18 protein-coding genes are annotated in these 21,104 nt (G+C 66.6%); 6 read left to right on the top strand and 12 right to left on the bottom strand.

Translation table 11 applies throughout. The annotated features are described in order from the left end of the window. Nucleotides 1-6: 6 nt before the first annotated feature. From GR316_RS02565 to dusB, 7 genes are read right to left on the bottom strand one after another with little or no spacing between them, the layout of a single operon-like run. Nucleotides 7-1,515: a TrkH family potassium uptake protein gene (locus GR316_RS02565; protein ID WP_211784499.1), complete on the bottom strand. Its 1,509-nt coding sequence runs from the start codon at nucleotides 1,513-1,515 to the stop codon at nucleotides 7-9. Further along, the gene (gene trkA, locus GR316_RS02560; protein ID WP_211784498.1) at nucleotides 1,515-2,891 is read right to left on the bottom strand and encodes a Trk system potassium transporter TrkA; all 1,377 of its coding nucleotides are present in this window, start codon (nucleotides 2,889-2,891) and stop codon (nucleotides 1,515-1,517) included. Before trkA ends, GR316_RS02565 begins: the two co-directional genes overlap by 1 nt. Further along, the gene (ntrX, locus tag GR316_RS02555) at nucleotides 2,888-4,270 is read right to left on the bottom strand and encodes a nitrogen assimilation response regulator NtrX (RefSeq protein ID WP_211784497.1); all 1,383 of its coding nucleotides are present in this window, start codon (nucleotides 4,268-4,270) and stop codon (nucleotides 2,888-2,890) included. The genes trkA and ntrX overlap by 4 nt, the downstream gene beginning before the upstream one ends. Then, nucleotides 4,267-6,480, bottom strand: coding sequence for a sensor histidine kinase NtrY-like (locus GR316_RS02550; protein WP_249218799.1), 2,214 nt, complete (start codon nucleotides 6,478-6,480; stop codon nucleotides 4,267-4,269). Before GR316_RS02550 ends, ntrX begins: the two co-directional genes overlap by 4 nt. Before the next feature lie 52 nt (nucleotides 6,481-6,532). After that, complete coding sequence (locus tag GR316_RS02545; RefSeq protein WP_211784496.1) at nucleotides 6,533-7,897, bottom strand: response regulator; 1,365 nt, start codon at nucleotides 7,895-7,897, stop codon at nucleotides 6,533-6,535. Nucleotide 7,898: 1 nt separating this feature from the next. Further along, nucleotides 7,899-9,008: a two-component system sensor histidine kinase NtrB gene (locus GR316_RS02540; RefSeq protein ID WP_211784495.1), complete on the bottom strand. Its 1,110-nt coding sequence runs from the start codon at nucleotides 9,006-9,008 to the stop codon at nucleotides 7,899-7,901. Then, nucleotides 9,005-9,991 (bottom strand): tRNA dihydrouridine synthase DusB, encoded by a 987-nt coding sequence (gene dusB / locus GR316_RS02535; protein ID WP_211784494.1) that lies wholly within the window; start codon nucleotides 9,989-9,991, stop codon nucleotides 9,005-9,007. Before dusB ends, GR316_RS02540 begins: the two co-directional genes overlap by 4 nt. 175 nt (nucleotides 9,992-10,166) lie before the next feature. Between dusB and GR316_RS02530 the strand changes: the two genes are divergently transcribed. The 3 genes from GR316_RS02530 to GR316_RS02520 are packed head-to-tail and all read left to right on the top strand — an operon-like array spanning nucleotide 10,167 to nucleotide 12,252. After that, entirely contained in the window at nucleotides 10,167-11,282 is a 1,116-nt protein-coding gene (locus tag GR316_RS02530; RefSeq protein ID WP_211784493.1) for a bifunctional 2-C-methyl-D-erythritol 4-phosphate cytidylyltransferase/2-C-methyl-D-erythritol 2,4-cyclodiphosphate synthase, read from the top strand. Continuing rightward, nucleotides 11,273-11,770, top strand: a complete 498-nt coding sequence (locus tag GR316_RS02525) for a phosphatidylglycerophosphatase A family protein (protein WP_211785075.1) — start codon at nucleotides 11,273-11,275, stop codon at nucleotides 11,768-11,770. The genes GR316_RS02530 and GR316_RS02525 overlap by 10 nt, the downstream gene beginning before the upstream one ends. Beyond that, nucleotides 11,767-12,252 carry a CinA family protein gene (locus GR316_RS02520; RefSeq protein WP_211784492.1) on the top strand — a complete coding sequence of 162 codons (486 nt, stop codon included), beginning with the start codon at nucleotides 11,767-11,769 and terminating at the stop codon, nucleotides 12,250-12,252. Before GR316_RS02525 ends, GR316_RS02520 begins: the two co-directional genes overlap by 4 nt. Here the strand turns inward: GR316_RS02520 and GR316_RS02515 are convergent. Continuing rightward, a complete protein-coding gene (locus tag GR316_RS02515) occupies nucleotides 12,234-12,692 on the bottom strand; it encodes a type II toxin-antitoxin system RatA family toxin (protein ID WP_211784491.1) in 459 nt (152 codons plus the stop codon). The genes GR316_RS02520 and GR316_RS02515 overlap by 19 nt on opposite strands. Nucleotides 12,693-12,755: 63 nt before the next feature. On the opposite strand from GR316_RS02515, the gene hpt reads away from it, so the two are divergent. After that, complete coding sequence (gene hpt / locus GR316_RS02510) at nucleotides 12,756-13,301, top strand: hypoxanthine phosphoribosyltransferase (RefSeq protein WP_211784490.1); 546 nt, start codon at nucleotides 12,756-12,758, stop codon at nucleotides 13,299-13,301. Beyond that, nucleotides 13,298-13,480, top strand: coding sequence for a hypothetical protein (locus tag GR316_RS02505; RefSeq protein ID WP_211784489.1), 183 nt, complete (start codon nucleotides 13,298-13,300; stop codon nucleotides 13,478-13,480). The genes hpt and GR316_RS02505 overlap by 4 nt, the downstream gene beginning before the upstream one ends. On the opposite strand, the gene GR316_RS02500 is transcribed toward GR316_RS02505, so the two are convergent. Next, nucleotides 13,477-15,108 (bottom strand): alpha-amylase family glycosyl hydrolase, encoded by a 1,632-nt coding sequence (locus GR316_RS02500; RefSeq protein WP_211784488.1) that lies wholly within the window; start codon nucleotides 15,106-15,108, stop codon nucleotides 13,477-13,479. The genes GR316_RS02505 and GR316_RS02500 overlap by 4 nt on opposite strands. A 95-nt stretch (nucleotides 15,109-15,203) precedes the next feature. Here GR316_RS02500 and GR316_RS02495 point away from each other — a divergent pair, with 95 nt between their 5' ends. Further along, complete coding sequence (locus tag GR316_RS02495) at nucleotides 15,204-16,118, top strand: glucokinase (RefSeq protein WP_211784487.1); 915 nt, start codon at nucleotides 15,204-15,206, stop codon at nucleotides 16,116-16,118. Here the strand turns inward: GR316_RS02495 and GR316_RS02490 are convergent. From GR316_RS02490 to glgA, 3 genes are read right to left on the bottom strand one after another with little or no spacing between them, the layout of a single operon-like run. Next, a complete protein-coding gene (locus GR316_RS02490) occupies nucleotides 16,111-17,730 on the bottom strand; it encodes an alpha-D-glucose phosphate-specific phosphoglucomutase (protein ID WP_211784486.1) in 1,620 nt (539 codons plus the stop codon). The two genes, GR316_RS02495 and GR316_RS02490, sit on opposite strands and share 8 nt — an antisense overlap. 9 nt (nucleotides 17,731-17,739) lie before the next feature. Further along, on the bottom strand, nucleotides 17,740-19,629 hold the full coding sequence (gene glgX, locus GR316_RS02485; protein ID WP_211784485.1) for a glycogen debranching protein GlgX: 1,890 nt from the start codon (nucleotides 19,627-19,629) through the stop codon (nucleotides 17,740-17,742). Then, the gene (glgA, locus tag GR316_RS02480; RefSeq protein WP_211784484.1) at nucleotides 19,626-21,059 is read right to left on the bottom strand and encodes a glycogen synthase GlgA; all 1,434 of its coding nucleotides are present in this window, start codon (nucleotides 21,057-21,059) and stop codon (nucleotides 19,626-19,628) included. The genes glgX and glgA overlap by 4 nt, the downstream gene beginning before the upstream one ends. Nucleotides 21,060-21,104: the final 45 nt, after the last annotated feature.

The following is a 21,104-nucleotide window of genomic DNA, read 5'->3' as shown; positions in this document are numbered from 1 at the left end:
AATCAGCTATCTGCGCCACGTCGCGGGGCTGATGAGTGCAAGGATCGCCAGCGTCTCGATCCGGCCGAGGATCATCGCGACGCCAAGGACCACTTTGGCCGCTGCGCCAAGGCTGCGCCAATCCACCGGCACCTCGCCTGCCACGACCGACAAGGGCCCGGTCGTCGTCAGCGAAGCGACGCTGAGGATCAGCGCGCGTTCGAACGACACTCCTGCCAGCGTCAGCGCCAGCAGCACCACCGAGATGGAGATGAGGAACAGCATCAGGAAGATCCACGCGACATAGGCGCCGTCGCCCCGGATGCGCCGCGCCACCAGCCCGCCGCCCCCAACCGAGGAGGGGTGGATGATCCGCTCCATCTCTCGGCGTGAATGGCTGATGAGGGCGTGGACGCGCAGCAGCGTCACGCCCCCCGCCGCCGTGCCGACCCCGCCGCCGACCACCGCCAGCCCCATCAGGATCACCCCCGAGGAATCGAGCCCCGACCAGCCCCGCGCCACATCCCACCCCGCCGAGACATAGCCCGTCGTCGTCAGCATGCTGAGCATGGTGAAGAGGCTGCCCCACAGCGCATAGAGGAACTGCATCGGCCCCTCCTGCACATAATCCACGTTGCCGAGCCAATGCCGCAGGATCAAGAGCGTCGGCGCCAGCAGCAGGATCAAGCCGGCAAGGCGCAGCTCGGGATCCTCATGCACCGGGCGCGAACGGTCGGACGGGACCGAGCCGAACATGAACCGCCGCGTGACGGCGAAGGCGAGGAAGGCGAATACGAGGATTTCGGCGATATCGGGGCGCGGCGCGTGCATCATCCCCGGACCCGGCGCGATCCCCGAGGTGGAGATCGTCCCCATCGCATAGGACAGCGCATAAAGCCCCGGCTGCCCCGCGATCAACAGCAGCGCCCAAAGCAGCACCGTCAGCCCGCCATAGATCGGAAAGAGGCGCATGGCGTGGAACACGATCCGTTCGGAGGTTTCGGCGGTTTCGATCCACGCGCTGAAGGTGGGACGGCCCGGCGGACGGCCGGTCATCACTTCGATCCCGCCAAGGTTCAGCGGCTCCATGATGGCGACGGCGGTCAGAAGCACGAAGAACCCGCCCATCCAGCCGACCATGGCCCGCCACAGATGCAGGCTGGGCAGCAGGCGGCCCGGCATGTCGTAGACCGTCGCCCCCGTGGTCGTGAAGCAGGACAGCATCTCGAACCAGACGTTCAGCCATGTCGTATCCGGCACCGCCACGCGGAAGGGCAGCGCAAAGAGCACCGGCATCAGAAGATACGCGCCAAGGATCCCGGCCAACTGGCTGCGCGCCATGTCCCGCGGGCGGTGGTTCACCAGCGCGATGGACAGCATCCCCACCACGATCAGCAGCAGCACCGCCGAATAGAAGAACGCGCGCGAGACGGCATGTTCCCCCATCACCAGCGCATGGGCGGCCGGGATCAGCATGGCCGCCGCCCCGACGCCCATCACCATCACGAGAAAGGGGAGATGAAGCAGCCGCCGCATCAGAAGAAGTCGATCGAAACCTGAAGCAGGCGTTCGACCTCCGGCACATGCTTGGCCATGACGAAGATCACGATGATGTCCCCCTCCTGCAGGCGCAGATCGCCCGAAGGTTTGAGGACCTTGTCCCCCTTCATCACGCCGCCCACCAGCACGTTGTTCGGGAAATCGATGTCGCGGATGCGCTTGCCCGCCAACGAGGAGGTGGAAAGCACCTGCGCTTCGATCATCTCCGCCTCGGCGTCGCCGATCGAATAGATCTGCCGCACCCGCCCGTGCCGGATATAGCGCAGGATCGACGAGACGGTGGTCGCCCGCGGGTTGATATGCGCGTCGATGTTCAGCGGGCCCATCAGCGGGATCAGCGTCGGATCGTTGACGAGCGCGATGGCAAGGCTGCACCCCGCCTCCTTGGCGCGCACGGCGGCCAGAAGGTTGGTCTTGTCGTCATCCGTCACCGCAAGCACGGCATCGGCGCCCGCGATGTCGGCTTCCTCCAAAAGCTCGCTGTCCATGCCGTCGCCGTTCAGCACGACCGTCCGTTCCAACGCGTCGGCGGCGAATTCGGCGCGGGCGCGGTTGCGCTCGATCATCTTGGCGCGGACGCGGTGGGGCTGACGCTCCAGCGCCTCGGCCACCTGAAGGCCCACGGCGCCGCCGCCGATGATGACCACGCGTTCCTGCTTGCGGACGGGCTTGCCGAAGATCTCCAGCGCGCGGCCCACATCGCCCGAATGGGTGAAGACATAGATCTTGTCATCCGCCTGAAGCCGCGCCTCCGGCTCGGGGACGAACAGCTTGCCGCCCCGGCGGATGCCGACCACGATCGCCCGCAGCGTGGAGAACAGCTCGTTCAATTGGCGCAGCGGCGTGTCGAGGACGGGGCAGTCCTCCTCCAGAGCGATGCCCAAGAGCTGCGCCTTGCCGTCCATGAAGCTTTCGGTGTCGAAGGCCGAAGGCGCCGCAAGCCGTTGCAGCGCCGCCTCCGCGACCTCCCGCTCGGGAGAGATCACGACATCGATCGGCATATGACCCGAACGATAGAGATCGGCATAGATCGCATCGAGATAGCTCTGCGCCCGCAGGCGCGCCACCTTGCGCGTGATGGAGAAGATGGAATGGGCGACCTGACAGATCACCATGTTCACTTCGTCCGAATGGGTCGCGGCGATGATCATGTCGGCATCGCGCGCGCCGGCCCGCTTCAGAACGTCGGGATAGCTTGCAAAACCGATGACGCCCTGCACGTCCAGCGTCTCGGTCGCGCGGCGCACCAGTTCGGGGTTGATGTCCACCACGGTGACATCGTTACGCTCGCCCGAAAGCTGGCGGGCGATCTGCCAGCCGACCTGTCCTGCGCCACAGACGATGATCTTCATGCCTCGTCCTCGGTTTCCTTGCCGTTGGTTTTCACCACACCCAGCGATTTCAGTTTGCGGTGCAGCGCCGAACGCTCCATCCCGACGAAGCTGGCGGTGCGGCTGATATTGCCGCCGAAACGGTTGATCTGCGCCAGCAGATATTCCCGTTCGAACAGTTCCCGCGCCTCGCGCAGGCCCAGCGCGGCGACCGAGCCGCCGATCACCAGCCGCCCGTCCGGGGTGCCGCCCTCCTGCCCCGGAAGGTCGGACAACTCGATCGGGCCGCTCCCTTCGCCGAGGATCAGGATCCGTTCGATGATGTTGCGCAGCTGGCGCACGTTACCGGGCCAGTGCTTGGTCTGAAGCATCGCTTCGGCATCGGGGGAGATGCGGCGATGCGGCAGGCCCTGCGTGCGGTGGAACTGCTCGATGAAATGGGCGGCCAGAAGCGGGATGTCGTCGCGGCGATCCTCCAGCCCCGGCACGGCGATCGGCACGACATTCAGCCGGTCGTAGAGCTCCTGCCGGAAGCGGCCCGCCGCGATCTCCGCCCGTAGATCGCGCGAGGTGGAGGAGATGACCCGCATGTCAATGCGGACCTTGTCCACCCCCCCAACGCGGGTGAACTGCTGTTCGACCAGAACGCGCAGCAGCTTGGACTGGGTGCCGGGCGGCATATCCGCCACCTCGTCGAAATAGGCGACGCCGCCATGGGCCTGCTCGAGCAGCCCCTTTTCGATGCCGCGGCCCGGTGTCTCCCGGCCGAACAGCACCTCCTCCATCCGTTCGGGCTCGATCCCCGCCGAAGAGACGGTGACGAAGGCCGCGTTCGCGCGGCTCGAATGGGCATGGATGTAGCGGGCGGCGGTTTCCTTGCCCGACCCCGCCGGGCCCGACAGCAGCACGCGCCCGTTCGATTTCGTCACCTTATCGAGCTGCGCGCGCAGGGCCTTGAAGGCGGGCGATGCGCCCAGCATCTCGGTCGAGGTGACATCCTTGCGCCGCAATTCCATATTCTCGCGCCGCAGCCGCGAGGCCTCCATCGCGCGCCCCACCACCACCATCAACTGGTCGATATTGAACGGCTTTTCGATGAAGTCATAGGCGCCCTGCTTGATGGCGGCGACCGCGATCTCGATATTGCCATGGCCCGAGATGATGACCACGGGCACATCGGGATTGTCCCGTTTCACCGTCTTCAGGATGTCGATCCCGTCCATCCGGCTGTCCTTCAGCCAGATATCGAGGATGATCAGCATCGGCGGCTCTTCGGCGATCGCGGCCATGCAATCGTCGGAATTGCCCGCCAGCCGCACGTCATATCCTTCGTCGCGCAGGATGTCGCCGATCAGCTCGCGGATGTCTCGTTCGTCATCGACGATCAGGATGCTGCTCATCTGCCCTCTCCGGTCTTCTTGTGCTTGCGCGACGCGCGGGGCAGCCGGATGACCGCCTCCGCTCCGACACGGGTCTGTCCCTCGAACGGCGGCGCGTCATCCAGCGACAGCGTTCCGCCATGTTCTTCCACGATTTTCTTCACGATGGCTAGTCCGAGCCCCGTTCCCTTGTCCCGGTGGGTGACATAGGGCTCGAACAGGCGGGATCGATCCTCCGGAAGGCCGCAGCCGTTATCGGCGACGCGGATCACCACCCAATCGGCCTCCTCCTCCAGCGACAGCCGGATGCGGGGCGCCAGCGCGGGATCGACGGCGCGCGCCTCGTCCAAGGCCTCGCCTGCGTTCTTGATCAGGTTCGTCAGCGCCTGCGAGATCATGGTCGCATCCACCTCCACCGGCACCGGATGATCGGGCAGCGACGCCTCGATCGCGAGGCCCGCCTGCAGCGTCACCGCGTCGCGCAGCAGCCGGACGAGGTCATGCTCGCGCTGCTCCGGCTCCGGCATGCGGGCGAATTTCGAGAATTCGTCGATGATGCGGCGCAGATCGTTCGTCTGCCGGACGATGACATCGGTGTATTGCTCCAGATCGCCCGCCAGATCGCCCGCGAGGGGGCGGAACTTGCGTTTGATGCGCTCGGCCGAAAGCTGGATCGGTGTCAGGGGGTTCTTGATCTCATGGGCGATGCGGCGGGCCACGTCGCCCCATGCCGCCATGCGCTGCGCACTGACGAGTTCGGTCACATCGTCGAAGGCGATGACATAGCCCTCCAGCCCCTCGGGCGTTTCGCGGACCGACATGCGGACCAGAAGGTTCTCCTGCCGCCCCTTGCGCATCAGGCGGATCTCTTCCTGCACCGAGCCGCCGCGCTGGCGCAGCCGGTCGAACAGCATCGCGAATTCCGGGACGGCCGCCGCCAGCGGCAGATCCGTCGTCTCCAGATCCAGCATCCGCGATCCGGCCCGGTTGATGAAATCGACGCAGCCCCGCGCATCCAGCCCGATTACCCCCGCCGTCACCGAATAGAGCACGCTGTCGAACAGCCGGCGGCGACGCTCCACCTGCGCGTGGCTGCGCTCCAGCGCCTCGCGCTGGCCCTTCAACTGGCGCGTCATCTGGTTGAAGAGGCGGCCGACCATCGCGATCTCGTCGTCGCCCTCCTCTTCCACGATCTGCACGTCCAGATCGCCGGCCCCGACCCGCTGCGCCGCCCCCGCAAGCCGCCCCACGGGATGGGACAGCCGTTCGGCGAACCACAGGCCCAACCAGACCGCCGCAAGGATCAGGATCAGCGCGAAACCCAAGTACAAAAGCGCGAATTCAAAGAGCATCCGCCCCCGATCCGCCTCCAGCTGATGATAGAGGCTGACCGTCTCGCGCGTGTCGTCCAGAAGGCTCAGGATCTGACCATCCACCTCGCGCGTGACATAGAGATAGCGATCAACGAAGGCATCGAGGTGCACGAGGGCGCGGAACTCGTTGTTCGTCCAATCCTGTATGACCGCGACCCCATTGCGCGAGGCTTCGGCGATCTCGGCGGCGGTCGGCTTTTCGAAATCGAAGAGGTAGCTGCGCTCGCCCCGCGTCCGCAACTCGCCCCCGCCATCCACCAGATACGCCTCGCGCAGGCCGCGCTGCACCAGTTCCTGACCTTGGCTCAGGATCGGGCGCAGTTGATCGTCCTGCAAGAAGAAGGTGGAGCGTTTGGCCGTGTTGATATAGCCCGCCAGCGCCTGCGCATCGGCGATCAGATCCTGCCGGTGTTCATCCTCGTAGGCCTGCGCCGCGGCGAGCGAGTTGCCCACGACCCGCTGCACCCGTTCCGAAAACCACCCCTCCAGCCCGATGTTGAGCGTGACGGCGGCGAAGATGGCGACCAGCACCGTCGGCACCAGCGCCACCAGCGCGAACACCCCCGACAGCCGCAGATGCAGCCGCGACCCGGCCGAGCGGCTGCGCCGGTTCGCCACCAGCTGCGACACCCGCGCCAGCACCAGCGTCGCCACCACCATGACATAGATGAGGTCCGCCAGCAGGATCAGTCGCAGCCCCGTCGATCCGCCATTCGCCGGACCGAGGAACAGCAGCGTCGCCCCTGTCAGGATCGGCCCGAGACCGACCAGCCCGAAGGTCGCCGCCGTTTGGAAGCGGCGCTGCCGCCGCAGCCGCGACAGCCGCATGAACAAGTCGCTGCGGACAGCAGATCGCACCAGTCGCCCTCGTTTGTTCCGACGGGCGATGGACCCGCTATCTGTGGCCTTTTTACATCAGTTTGCGGCGACGTGTCACGCGGATATCGAGGTCGGTGATCTTCTTGCGCAGCGTATTGCGGTTGATCCCCAGCAGATCGGCGCATTTGGCCTGATTGCCGGCGGTGGCATCCAGCGCGATCTCGATCAGCGGGCCTTCCACCTCGCGCAGGATGCGCTGATAGACGCCGGGCGGCGGCAGCGCGCCGCCATGCAGATCGAAATACCGCTTCAGATGCCGCGCGACCGAGGCCGACAGACGCTCGCCCTCGCCGCCGCCCTTCAGCGGCTCCATCGCGGGCTGATTGCCCAGAACGGCCTCCACTTCGGACTTGGTGATCTCCGCCTCGGCCGAGGTGACGATCAGGCGGCGCAGCGTGTTCTCCAACTGGCGGACGTTGCCGGGCCAGTTGTAGGCGCGCACCAGTTCCCGCGCTTCGGCGGACAGACGGCGCGTCACGCCCATGTCCCGTTCCCCGCGGGCAAGGAAATGCTCGGCCAGAAGGGGGATGTCGTCCACGCGCTCGCGCAATGCGGGCACATGCAGCGTCACCCCGCCGAGGCGATAGAACAGATCCTGCCGGAAGGCCCCCTGCTCCATCCGGGCCTGAAGGTCGGACTGGGAGGTGGCCATGATGCGCGGGGCATGTTCGCCCAGCTGATCCAGAAGGCGCACGATGCGGGCCTGCGTATCCTCGTCGTAATCGGCGACCTCGTCGAATACGAGACTTCCGCCCTTGGCCCGCGCCATCAGCGTGGAGGGGCCGTCCGCACCCTGAAGATCGCCCGCCTGCGCCACGACGAAGGGCAGCGTCCGCCGGTCGGAGAAATCGTGGATCGCCCGCGCGATCAGCGATTTCCCGGTGCCGGATTCGCCCGTGATCAGCACCGCGAGATCGGTGTTCATCACCCGCGCCACCAGCCGGTACAGCGCCTGCATCGCCGGGGTGCGCCCGACCAGCGGCAGATCGTCGCCGCCTTCGTGCGGCTGAACCGCCCGCGGCGGCGCCCGCCGCTTGGTGTCCAGCGCCCGGGCGGACCGCTTCATCAGGTCCGGCAGATCGAAGGGCTTGGGAAGATAGTCGAAGGCCTCCGCCTCGGCGGCCTGAATCGCCGTCATGATGGTGTTCTGCGCCGAGATGACGATCACCGGCAGGCCCGGCCGCAGCCGCGAGATCTTGGGCAGCGCCTCCAGCCCGTTGCCGTCCGGCATCACCACGTCGGAGATGACGAGATCGCCCTTCCCCTCTTCGACCCAGCGCATCAGCGTCATCAACGAGGAGGTGGCGTGCACCTTGCAGCCGGCCCGCGTCAGCGCCTGCGTCAGCACCGTGCGGATCGTGCGGTCATCGTCCGCCACAAGGATCGTTCCGTCCATATCAGACCTCCATTTCGTTCAGCGCCGCGCCATGAGGGGCCACGGGAAGCGACACGCGGAAAACCGTCCGCCCCGGTACCGAATCCACGGAGATGATTCCCCCATGGTCGGAAATGATCTTCGACACCAGTGCCAGCCCAAGGCCGGTTCCGTTCTCGCGCCCCGATACGAAGGGATCGAAGATGGAGGCGGCGATCTCCGGCGCGATGCCGGGGCCGTCATCCACGATCTCCACCTGCAGGGGCACGGTGCCGCCCCCGTCCGTCCGCCGCAGACGCAGCGACAGATCGTAGAAGGTGCGCAGCCGGATCGTGCCGCCGCGCACGCCCGCCGCCTCGGCCGCGTTCTTGATCAGGTTCAAGAAGACCTGCATCAACTGATCGGGGTCGGCATAGGTCGCGGGAAGCGACGGATCGTAATCCTCCACGATCGTCATCTTGGCGGCAAAGCCCACCATCGCCGAACGCCGCGCACGGTCCAGCGCGTCGTGGATGTTCACCGCGCGGCAGGCGGGCGGGCGGACATTGCCGAACTGCTCCACCTGCTCCAAGAGCTTCACGATGCGGCGCGTCTCCTCGACGATCAGATCGGCAAGCTCGCGATCCTCGGCCGACAGGTTCATGGCGATCAACTGCGCCGCGCCGGCGATGCCCGCCAGCGGGTTCTTGATCTCATGGGCCAGCATCTCGGCCATCCCGATCGCCGAGCGTGCGGCCGAACGGACTGCCGCCACCTTGCCCAGCCGGTCCGCGATCTCGCGCGGCCAGACCAGCAGCATGACGACATCGGGAATATCGCCCAAGGGCGCGATCTGGATGTTGCACTGGATCGGGGCCTTTTCCCCGGTCGTCACATCCACATCGTTGATGAACATCGCCGACTGGTTGCGCCGCACGCGGCCAAGCGCCTCCTCCATCGGGGCGTCGATCAGCAGGCGGTCGAAGGCGGGCTGGCCCAGAAGGCTGCGCTCGGAGGCGTTGAAGAAGCTTTCCGCGACCGGGTTTATAGCGGTGATGGCGTTGCGCGCATCCAGCAGCACCGCCGGAACCGGCAGGCTGGACCAGATGAGGCCACCGGGAAGTTGCTCGGGCGTGGAAGGTACCTGCGTCATGCCGCTCGCTCATCCCCGTGAACCATGATGTCGTGAAGTGCCCGTTCCACCGCCGCGGGATCGTCCAGCGTCAGGACCGGCCCCTTGGGCAGGTTCGCCGCCTCCAGATACCAACCCAGATGCTTGCGCGCGACCTTCACGCCAAGCGCCGTGCCATAGAACGAGAGCATGGCGCGATAATGGCCGATCACCATATCGGCCAGCGCCGCGCCGGTCGGAACGGCGGGCGACGGGCGGCCATGCAGGGCAGCGGCGACTTCGGCCAGAAGCCACGGGCGGCCTTGCGCGCCCCGTCCGATCATCACGCCATCCGCGCCCGACTGGCGGCGCGCCTCGGCGGCCGTCGCCACATCGGTGATGTCGCCATTGGCGATGACGGGAATCGCGACGGCCTCCTTCACGCGGCGGATCGCGGCCCAATCGGCCCGCCCCTTGTAGAACTGACACCGCGTGCGCCCATGCACCGTGACCATGCGGATGCCCGCCCCTTCGGCGGCCCGCGCGATCTCGGGCGCGTTCAGGCAATCGGCATCCCAGCCGAGCCGCATCTTCAGCGTGACCGGCACCGACACCGCCGTCGCCACCGCCTCGATCAGGCGCAGCGCCAGATCCGGCTCGCGCATCAGGGCCGACCCGCAGGCGCCCGTACCGCTGGCCGAGGTGACGCGCTTGGCCGGGCAACCCATGTTGATGTCGATGATGCGCGCGCCCTGCCCTTCGGCATATCGCGCGGCCTCTGCCAGCCAATAGGCATCGCGGCCCGCAAGCTGCACCGAGGTCGCCTGATCGCCGAATCCCAGTTCCGCCTTGGCGCGGGCGGCGGGCTTGGCCTGCACGACCTCTTGGCTCGCCACCATCTCGGACACCACGAGGCCCGCGCCGAAACCCGCGACCAATTGGCGGAACGGCAGATCCGTGATCCCCGCGAGGGGCGCAAGAAGCACCGGCGGATCGATGGCCACGGAAGCGATGTGAAGGGTCAATTGCCTATTCCTTAAGCGTCAGCCCTCAATTACGCCCGGTTGAATCGATGCACAATTTGTCCCGGTGCTGAAGGCGCACAAATTCATGGCCGATGCCCATATAAGTGGCGAAACGCCCATTTTACCGGCGCAAGCCGTACTTTCCACGGATCGGCGCCCATGTCATAGCATGAACATGACCACAGTTGCCATCATCGTCGCCGCCGGACGCGGCACCCGTGCCGGGGGCGGACTGCCCAAACAATGGCGTCCGCTGAACGGTCGCCCTGTCGTTGCGCACACGCTGGAGGCGTTTCGCGGGCTGCGCCGCATCCTCGTGATCCACCCCGACGACCGCCCCTTGGCCGAACCCCTCGGGGTGGAACTGGTGGAGGGTGCGGGCAGCCGGGCGGGATCGGTCCTTGCCGCCCTCCGCGCGCTGGAGGGGCAGGATGTGACGCGCGTGCTGATCCACGACGCCGCCCGCCCGCTGGTGCCGCGCGCGGTGATCGACCGGGTGGTGGCCGCGCTGGACGGCGCGGTCGGCGCGGCCCCGGCGCTGACCGTCACGGATGCGCTGTGGCGCGGCGCGGCGCATGTGACCGGGACCGAGGACCGCACCGCCCTATGGCGGGCCCAGACGCCGCAGGGCTTCCGCTTCGACGCCATCCTTGCCGCGCATCTGGCCCATCCGGGCGGCGCCGCCGACGATGTGGAGGTGGCGCGCGCCGCAGGCCTTGACGTTGTCATCGTGGAGGGCGACGACAGCAACATGAAGGTGACATGGCCTGCCGATTTCGCGCGGGCCGAAGCGATGCTGAAAGGACGGAACATGGATATCCGCATGGGCAACGGCTATGACGTGCACCGCTTCGGCGCGGGCGATCACGTCTGGCTCTGCGGGGTGAAGGTTCCGCATGGGCGCGGGCTTCAGGGCCATTCGGACGCCGATGTGGGGATGCACGCACTGACCGATGCGATCTACGGCGCGCTGGCCGAAGGCGATATCGGGCAGCATTTCCCGCCTTCGGACATGAAATGGAAGGGCGCCGAGAGCCATATCTTCCTGCGCCATGCCGCCGAACGGATGCGCGCGCGCGGCTTCCGGCTGTCGAACTGCGATGTCACACTGATCTGCGAACGCCCCAAGATCGGCCCCCATGCCGAGGCGATGCGCGCGGCGCTGGCGGACATCCTCGGGGTCGATCCCGGGATCGTGTCGGTCAAGGCCACGACCTCGGAGCGGCTCGGCTTTACCGGCCGCGAAGAAGGCATCGCCGCCGTCGCGACCGCGCTTCTGGTATCGGCATGACGCGGCTCATCTGCCTCGGGTTCGGTCTGGGCCTGCTGCGCCCCGGTCCGGGCACATGGGGATCGGCGGGGGCGCTGATCCTCGGCCTGCTGATCGACCGGTTCCTCGGCTTTCCCGTGCTGGTGCTGGCGACGATCCTCGTCACCGCGATCGGCTGGTGGGCGCTGGCCCGCGAACTGCCCGACGCCCACGAGGATCCGTCCGAATTCGTCATCGACGAGGTGGCGGGCCAATGGCTCGCGCTGCTCTTCCCTGCGGCGGCCTTCTGGTGGCACGGGGTGCAGGATTGGGCGATCGTCGCCTATCCAGGCTGGGTCGCGGCGTTTCTGTTCTTCCGCCTCTTCGACATCTGGAAGCCGTGGCTGGTGGGCCGCGCGGACCGGCGCGGCGGGGCGGCGGGCGTGATGACCGACGATCTCTGGGCCGGGCTGTTCGCGGGAATCGCTACGATGATCGCCGCCGGCATCGCCCATGGGGTGCTGATGTGAGCTGGGCCGCGTTCCAGACGCTGGCCGCCGCGCGCGGGCTGGTCATCGCCACCGCCGAAAGCTGCACCGGGGGCATGATCTCAGCGGCGCTGACGGATACGGCCGGATCCTCGCGCGTGTTCGACCGGGGGTTCGTGACCTATTCCAACGCCGCCAAGATGGACCTGCTGGGCGTCGATGCCGCCACGCTGGACCGCTGGGGCGCCGTGTCCGAAGAGGTCGCGGCCCAGATGGCCGAAGGCGCGCTTGCCCGTTCGGCCGCCACTGCCGCGATCAGCGTGACCGGCATCGCCGGCCCCGGCGGGTCGGAGCACAAACCCGAAGGGCGGGTCTGCTTCGGGCTGGCGGCCCATGGCGCACCGACCCGGACCGAAACGGTGGAGTTCGGCCCCCGCGGCCGGGACGCCGTCCGCGCCGCGACCGTGGCCCACGCGCTGACGCTGCTGCGCGCGCTGGCCGAAGATCAGGCCCCGGGGCCGTAAAGCTCGGCGGCCCGGGCCTCGAAGGCGCGGACGATCCGCTGCATCGCCTCGTTGAAGACCATGCCGATGATGCCCTGCAGGATGGCATTGCGGAATTCGAAATCGACGAAGAATTCCACCTCGCAGCCGCCCTCGGGGCAGTCGCGGAAGGCCCATGTCGATTTCAGATATTTGAATGGCCCGTCAAGGTATTCGGTGTCGATCTTCTTGTCCTCGGGCCACAGTGTGACGCGGCTGCCGAAGCGTTCGCGGAACACCTTGAACGAGATGACGAGATCGGCCTCCATCAACTCCCCCCCATTGGCGACGGGGGTGCGGGAGCGGATGCGCGCCGCCGAGTTCCACGGCAGGAACTGCGGATAGGAGCCGACATCGGCCACCAGGTCGTACATCTGCTGCGCGGTATAGGGCAGCCGCCGGGTTTCATGATGGGTCGGCATGGCATCCTCCGTGACTTCCGTCGTGGTTTTCGCTACTCGGGTTCACATGTGCAAGGGGATAGCATGACGAAACGTTCCTATGTGATCGACCAGATGATCTCGGCCAAGTCCATCGCGGCACGGGTGGAGGATCTGGCGACGGAGATTACCACCCATTATTCCGGCACCGACAAACTGGTCGTCGTCGGGCTGCTGCGCGGCAGTTTCATCTTCATCGCGGACCTCGTGCGCGAAATCGGTCTGCCGGTGGAGGTCGATTTCCTCGAGGCCTCCTCCTACGGCAACGCCATGCGCTCCAGCCGCGAAGTGCGCATCCTGAAGGACCTGCGCGGAGAGATCGCGGGCCGCGACGTGCTGGTGGTGGAGGATATCGTCGATACCGGCTTCACCCTGTCGCATGTCACGCGCCTTCTGCGCTCGCGCGAACCGCGGCGGCTGGAGGTCTGCGCCCTCCTCGACAAGCCCTCGCGCCGGGAGGTGGAGGTGCAGGCGACATGGACCGGCTTCACCATCCCCGACGAATTCGTGGTAGGCTACGGCATTGACTATGCCCAGTCGAACCGCAACCTGCCTTATATCGGCAAGGTCCGTTTCACGGAGGACACATGAACCCCATCTGGCTTCTGCGCATGTCGCAATGGGTGCGTCACCCCCCACCGATGTGGAAGGTGATCCTCGTGGTCTGCGTGGTCCTCGCCTGCTTTGCGCTGTTCCTGATCGAACGCTATGTCGGCTGGCCCGATTGGATGACGTTGCAGGGCGGAAGCCGGATGAAGATCCGGCCCTAATCCCGCCACGCAAGGCAAAACTCCCACGGGCCGAGCGTCACCGTCGGCGCCGGGGGTTTCGATCCGGCCTCGGCGCCCAGCGGATGCCATTGCCCTTCGGGCATCCGCGCCTGCACCGTTCCCGCCCCAAGGTTGAAGGCGCAGAACACCGTCTCCACCCCCAGCCGCAGGAACTGCACCAGATCGCCCGAGGTCCACATCGCATCCATCGCGCCGTGGCGCAGGGTGGGATGCGCGCGGCGCAGGGCGATGGCCTTGCGGTAATGCTCCAGCATGGAGCCTTCGACCCCTTCCTGCGCGGCGACCGACCGCTCGATATGCTCGGGCACTACCGGCAGCCACGGCTTATCGTTCGGGGAAAAGCCGCCATTCGCGCCGTCATCCCACGCCATGGGGGTGCGGGCGCCGTCGCGGCCCTTGAACTCGGGCCAGAACTCCTTGCCGTAGGGATCCTGGAGATCCTCGTAGCGCAGATTGGCCTCCGGCAGGCCCAACTCCTCCCCCTGATAGATGCAGGCCGATCCGCGCAGGCACATCAGCAGCACGGCGTAGTTCTTCAGCGCCGCATCGCAGGCATGCCAGCGCGTCGGAAGGCGAACCGTGTCGTGGTTGCTATAGGCCCAGCAGGGCCACGCATCGGGCGCGGCGCGGTTCATCCGCTGGAACGTCTCCTCCAGAATGCGGGCCGTCAGCTTCGTCGGCTGAAGCAGCTCGAACGGGTAGCACATATGCACCTTGTCATTGCCGGAGGTGTATTCGGCCATGATCTCCAACCCGCGCTGCGCATCGCCCACCTCGCCCACCGCAGCGGCGGCATAAGGTTCCATCACTGCGCGAAGTTTGCGCAGGAAGTCGATGTTTTCAGGCTGGTTCTTGTCGAACAGGTGCAGCTGGTGATTGTAGGGATTGACCGAGGGCGCGATGCTGTCGTTGCGCAACTCGCGCGGCAGCGGCGGGTTGCTGCGCAGGTAACGGTCGCAGAAGTAGAAGTTGATCACGTCGAACCGGAACCCGCTGACCCCCCGCTCCAGCCAGTAGCGCAGAACGTCCAAGAGCGCCTCCTGCACCTCGGGATTGTGCAGGTTCAGGTCCGGCTGCGAGGCGAGGAAGTTGTGCATGTAGTACTGCTCGCGCCGCGAATCCCAGTGCCATGCCGTGCCGCCGAACATCGACAGCCAGTTGTTGGGCACCGTGCCATCCGGGCTAGGATCGGCCCAGACGTACCAATCGGATTTGGCGTTGTCGCGGCTCTTGCGGCTTTCCTGGAACCAGTCATGCTGCGCCGAGGTGTGCGAGAAGACGAGATCCACCATCACCCGCAGACCAAGCTCGCGGGCCTTGGCGATCACCGCCTCGAAATCCTCGTTCGTGCCGAACATCGGATCGACGCGGGTGTAGTCGGCCACGTCGTAGCCGAAGTCGTTCATGGGCGATTTGAAGAACGGGCTGATCCACACCGCATCGGCACCCAGCCGCGCGATATGCTCGAGGCGCTGTTCGATGCCCCGCAGGTCGCCGACGCCATCGCCATTGGTGTCCTGAAAGCTGCGCGGATAGATCTGATAGATCGTTGCCCCACGCCACCAGTTGCGGTCTGCCCAGTCGACAGGCTTGGCTGCTGCGTCCATGCGATCTCCTCGATTTGCCTGTTCCAAACATAAGACGGGATTGCGAAGTTGCGAGAGATGAAAGATTACCTAGACCATGAGAAAGGGAGGGCTCGATGTCCAGTTTGAGTCTGGTCGCCGATGTCGGTGGCACGAATACACGCATGGCCTTGGCTGACGGACTCACCGTCCTTCACGACAGCGTGCGGCGTTTCACCAATGCCGAGTTCGCCGGGATCGACATGGTGATCGACCGCTTCCTTCTGGACGCGGGCGAAGCGGTCGGGGGGGCCTGTCTTGCCGTGGCGGGGCCCGTGGCCAATGGGGTCGCCACGCTGACCAATCTCGATTGGACGATCGATGCGGGGCTGCTGCGCTCGGTCACGGGGGCGGCGTCGGTCGCGGTCTTGAACGATCTTCAGGCGCAGGGGCACGCCCTTGGTCACATTTCGTTGCGCAGCGTCGTTCCGGGCCGTCCGGCGGCCGAAGGGGCGGCGCGGCTGGTCGTGGGCGTGGGGACCGGCTTCAACGCCAGCCCGGTGCATATCACGCCGAACGGGCGGCTCGTCCCGCCCTCCGAAAGCGGGCACATCAACCTGCCCGCCCGCACCGAGGCCGAGCAGCGGCTTGCGCGCCATCTGGACGGCATCCACGGTATCGCCACGATCGAAGAGGCGCTGTCGGGCCGGGGCCTGACCGCGATCCACGCCTTCGTGACCGGCACCGAACGCCCGACCAAGGAGATCATCCCCCTGATCGGCACCGACACGGAGGCGACGGAATCCGCCCGCCTGTTCGTCGGGCTCTTGGGATCGGTGGTCGGCAATCTGGGGCTGGTGCACCTGCCCTTCGGCGGCATCGCCCTCTGCGGCGGCATGGCCCGTGCCCTTGCCCCGCATCTGGAAACGCTCGGCTTTGCCGAGGCTATGCGCGACAAGGGAAGGTTCTCGGACTTCGTGAGCGCCTTCCCCGTCAGCGTCATCGAGGATGATTACGCAGCCCTGACGGGCTGCGCCGCCTCGCTCAGGTGATGACGTCGGGCTCGGTCCGGCCGGTATGGCCGCCGATGTCCGCAAGTTCATGCGCCGCACGGATGATCGGGGCCAGCGCCTCCTGCGGGTCCCGATCGAAGCCGCTTTCGGCATAGCGTTCCAGATAGAGGCGCAGCGTCGCCCCCTGCGTGCCGGTGCCCGACAGGCGCATCACGATGCGGCTGCCATCCTCGAACAGAACGCGCACGCCCTGACGCGCCGAAACGGAGCCATCGACCGGATCGGTATAGGAAAAATCGTCGGCCGCGGCGATCACCATGCCCTGCACCTCGCGCCCCGGCAGATCCGGCAGCGCCGCGCGCAACGCATCCACCATCGCGGCGGCCTTGTCCGACTCGATCGCCTCAAAATCGTGGCGGGAATAGTAGTTCCGGCCGTATTTCTGCCAATGGGCGTTCAGGATCTCCTCCACCGACTGCTTGCGCGCGGCAAGGATGTTGAGCCACAGAAGCACCGCCCAAAGGCCGTCCTTCTCGCGGACATGGTCCGATCCGGTGCCGAAGCTTTCCTCGCCGCACAGGGTGGCGCGGCCGGCATCCAGAAGGTTGCCGAAGAATTTCCAGCCGGTCGGCGTTTCGAAGGCCTCGATGCCCAGATCCTCTGCGACACGGTCCACCGCGGCCGAGGTCGGCATCGACCGCGCAACCCCCGCCAGCCCGCGGGTATAGCCTTTGGCCAGATGCGCATTCGCCGCCAAGACGGCGAGGCTGTCCGAGGGCGAGACATAGATCCCGCGCCCCACGACCATGTTCCGGTCCCCGTCCCCGTCCGAGGCGGCGCCGAAATCGGGCGCGTCCGGGCCCATCATCTCGGCCATCAGCTCATGCGCCCAGGTCGGGTTCGGGTCGGGATGCATCCCACCGAAATCGGGCAGCGGCGTGCCATGGACCACCGTACCCGGTGCCGCGCCCAGACGTTTTTCGATGATCTCGGTCGCATAGGGGCCGGTGACGGCGCACATCGCATCGAAGCGCATCGTGAAACCGGCGGTGAACATCGCGCGGATCGCGTCGAAATCGAACAGCGTCTCCATCAGGGCGGCATAATCGGCCACACTGTCCACGACCTCCACGGCCATGCCGCCAAGGCTCGATTCGCCCAAGGTCATCAGATCGACATCCTGCGCCTCGAGGATGTTGTAGCTGACGATGACGCTTGCCTCGCGGTACATCGCTTCGGTGATCGCTTCGGGGGCCGGGCCGCCGTTCGCCATGTTGAACTTGATGCCGAAATCCTCATCCTCGCCGCCGGGGTTGTGGCTGGCCGACAGGATGATGCCGCCATCGGTCTTGCGCTGGCGGATCAGGTTCGAGGCCGCGGGCGTGGACAGAACGCCCCCGCGCCCGACGATCACCCGCGCCGCGCCGTTCGCCGCCGCCATGCGCAGGATCACCTGCACCGCGCGGTCGTTGAAAAAGCGTCCGTCGCCGCCCAGAACGAAGGTCTTGCCCTTGGCGCCGCCGATCGCCCCGAAGATCGCCTGAACGAAGTTCTCAAGGTAATGCGGCTGCATGAACACCCGCGTCTTCTTGCGCAGGCCCGAGGTTCCGGGCTTCTGATCATCAAAGGCAACGGTCTGAATCGTGGTCATTTTTTGTCCCTAGTCGGTGTGCCGAAAGACGAGCACGGAATGGGCGGGGGCTTCAAGCCCCCAGATCGGCGGATCAGCGGCAGGCTGCGTGCTGTCGAGAACGCAGTGCCAGTTTCGCCCCGCCGGAAGGTTCAGCGGAACGGCATGGCCGGGGTTCAGCACGACGAAGGCCGCCCCACCCTCGAAGCGAAGCTCCATGCAGAGCGCGGTCATCCCGGCCCAATCCTCCGGGGCGGGGATGCGGCCGTCGGGCAGGTACCAGACGACATCCTTATCCCCCCAGAACGCCCGCTGCCGCAGCGGCGGAAGCGAGCGGCGCAGTGCGATCAGACGGGCGACGAAGGGGGCAAGATCGTCATCGCGCCACGCGACCCAGCCCACCTCGTTATCCTGCGCATAGGTGTTGTTGTTGCCGCCTTGGCTGTTGCCCATCTCATCCCCGGCCAGCAGCATCGGGGTGCCCTGCGCCAGCAGAAGGCTCGCCATCAGGCCCCGGCGGCGCAGCGCCCGCGTAGCCTCGAGATCGGGATGGGGGCCCTCATGGCCCATGTTGTCGGAATGATTCTCGCCATGGCCGTCGCGGCCATCCTCGCCATTGGCCTCATTGTGGCGGTGGGCGTATTGCACCACATCCATCAGGGTGAACCCATCATGCGCCGTCAGGAAATTGACCGAGGTCCAAGCCGGGCGGCGGTCATGGTCGAACATCTCGGCCGAACCGGCCATGCGGGCCGCCACCGCGCCCGCCACCGCCTCTCCGCGCCAGAAACGGCGTAGATCGTCGCGGAAACGGTCGTTCCATTCGGCGAAGGGCGCGGGGAACTGGCCAAGCTGATAGCCGCCCGGCCCGATATCCCACGGCTCGGCGATCAGTTTCAGATCGCGCAGCTGCGGGTCCTGCCGGATCATGTCGAAGATCGCCGCGCGCGGGCTGAACCCCTCCGCCCCGCGGCCGAGCGTCGTAGCAAGATCGAAGCGGAACCCATCCACCCCCTGCGCCGCCCAATGCCGCAGCGTGTCCATGAACAGGCGCTGCACCGCCGGACGCGTCGCATCCAGCGTGTTGCCCGTGCCCGCATCGTCCAGATAATGCCCGTCCCGCAGCCGGTAATAGCCCCGATTGTCCAACCCGCGCAGCGACACGGACGGGCCATGCGCATCGCCCTCGCCCGTGTGGTTCAGCACGATATCGAGGATCACCTCGATGCCGGCCTTGTGGAACTTCCGCACCATGGCGCGGAAATCGTCCGGTGTGCCATAGGCCGGATGCGGCGCACACAGCGCGACCGGCTGATAGCCCCAGTAATTCGTCAGCCCCCGTTCGGCGGCGAAACGGTCGTCGATGAAGGCCTGCACGGGCAAAAGCTCGATCGCCGTCACCCCAAGGCGCGACAGATGCCGCAGCACCTGCCGCGAGGCGAGGCCGCGGAACGTGCCGCGCTGCCCCTCGGGGATCTTGGGGTGCTGCATCGTAAGCCCGCGGACATGCGCCTCGTAGATCACGGTTTCGGGCCATGGGGTGCGGGGGCGCTTCACCGGGACGGGTTCGACCTTGGTCACGATGCAGCGCGGCAGCGCACGGGCCGAATCCTCGGCCGTGCCGGGCTGCAGCGCGGGGGACCAGCGCACCGGCGCCGTCAGTTGCCGGGCATAGGGATCGAGCAGCAGCTTCGCGCCATCGAACCACAGCCCCTGCGCCGGATCGAAGGGGCCATGGGCGCGAAAGCCGTACTGCGCCCCCTCGCCCACGCCCTCCACCGTCACGGTCCAGACATCGCCCTCCCGCAGCATCGGAATGCGACGCTCGGGATCGAAGAGGCACAGCTCCACCGCCTCGGCATCGGCGGAATGGACGGCGAAGCGGGTCCCGTCCTTCAGAAGCACCGCCCCCAGCGTCATCGCAGGATCTGGCGATACAGCGCCTCGTACGCCTCGGCCGAGGCCTGCCAGCCGACCGGATGGCGCATCGCGTTCCGCTGCACCTGCGCCCAGCCGTCCCGATCGTTCCACAGTTGCAGCAGGCGGCGCAGCGCCCCCGACATCGCATCGGCGGTCGTCGGCGTGAAGGTAAAGCCGGTGGCCACCCCCGCCGTCATGGAGGCCGGGTTCACGTTGATCACGCTGTCGGCCAGACCGCCCACCTGCGCCACCACCGGCAGCGTGCCGTAGCGCAGCCCGTACATCTGCGTCAGCCCACAAGGCTCGAACCGCGAGGGGACGAGCACCGCATCCCCGCCCGAGAACATCAGATGGCTCAGCCCTTCGTCATAGCCCACACGCACGCCCACCCGGTCGGGATAGCGCAGCTCCAGCGCGCGCATGGCGCTTTCCAGCCCGCTATCGCCCGCACCGAGGATCGCGACACCGCCGCCATGCTCGATGAATTCGGGCAGCACCTCGGGCAGAAGATCGATACCCTTCTGATGGGTCATCCGGCTGACGACGATCACCAGTGGGCCCGGCACCTCCAGATCGAAGGCTTCGCAGAGGACGCGGCGGTTCTCCATCTTGCCGCGCAAATGATCGAAGCTGTAAGGGCGTTCCTCCGCCTCGGGGGACCAGACCTCGGTATCGACGCCGTTCAGGATACCCGACACGCTGTCGGCCCGCGACGCCATGACCCCTTGCAGCCCCATGCCGTATTCCGGGCGCATCAACTCGATCGCATAGTTCGGGGATACGGTCGTGATCCGGTCGGCGGTCACCAGCCCGGCCTTCAGGCTGGACAGCCCGCCATAATATTCCAGCGATCCGGGATGAAACTCCCATGACGGCAGGCGCAGCGTGTCCAGAAGATCGACATGCGCCCAGCCTTGGAAGGCGATGTTGTGGATGGTGATGATGCTGGAAACATCCGTCGGCCCGCCGAAGGCCAGATAGGCCGGGGCAAAGCCCGCCTGCCAATCATGCGCGTGCATCACCTGCGGCCGCCACCCCCCACGCAGCCCCTGCCGGCAGATCCGCGCCGCCACCCATGACAGCGCGGCAAAACGCTGCGGGTTGTCGTCCCAATCGCCCCACGGGCCGGAATAGGGGCCGCCCTCGCGGTCATAGAGATGCGGCGCATCCAGCAGCAGCATGTCGATGCCGCCGATCGTGCCGGCAAAGACGCGGCCCGCGCCGCCGAACAGATCCTCTTCGTAAAAGACCTCGGTCATCCCCTCCAGCCGCCAGCGGATGCTGCGATAGGCCGGCATCAGAACGCGCATGTGCACGTCCCGCGTCGCCAGCGCCGCAGGCAGCGCACCGGCCACGTCCGCAAGGCCGCCTGTTTTCAAAAGCGGCACGCATTCGGATACGACGGAGAGCACACGGATCGAACCAGCCATCTCGCTTACAACTCCTCGATGAAGCCAAGGCCTGTCTTGCAATCT

The sequence above is a fragment of the Falsirhodobacter algicola genome (assembly GCF_018279165.1).
GTDB lineage: Bacteria > Pseudomonadota > Alphaproteobacteria > Rhodobacterales > Rhodobacteraceae > Falsirhodobacter > Falsirhodobacter algicola.
The sequence above is the reverse complement of the archived record's forward strand: the minus strand, read 5'-3'. Positions and strand labels throughout refer to the sequence as shown.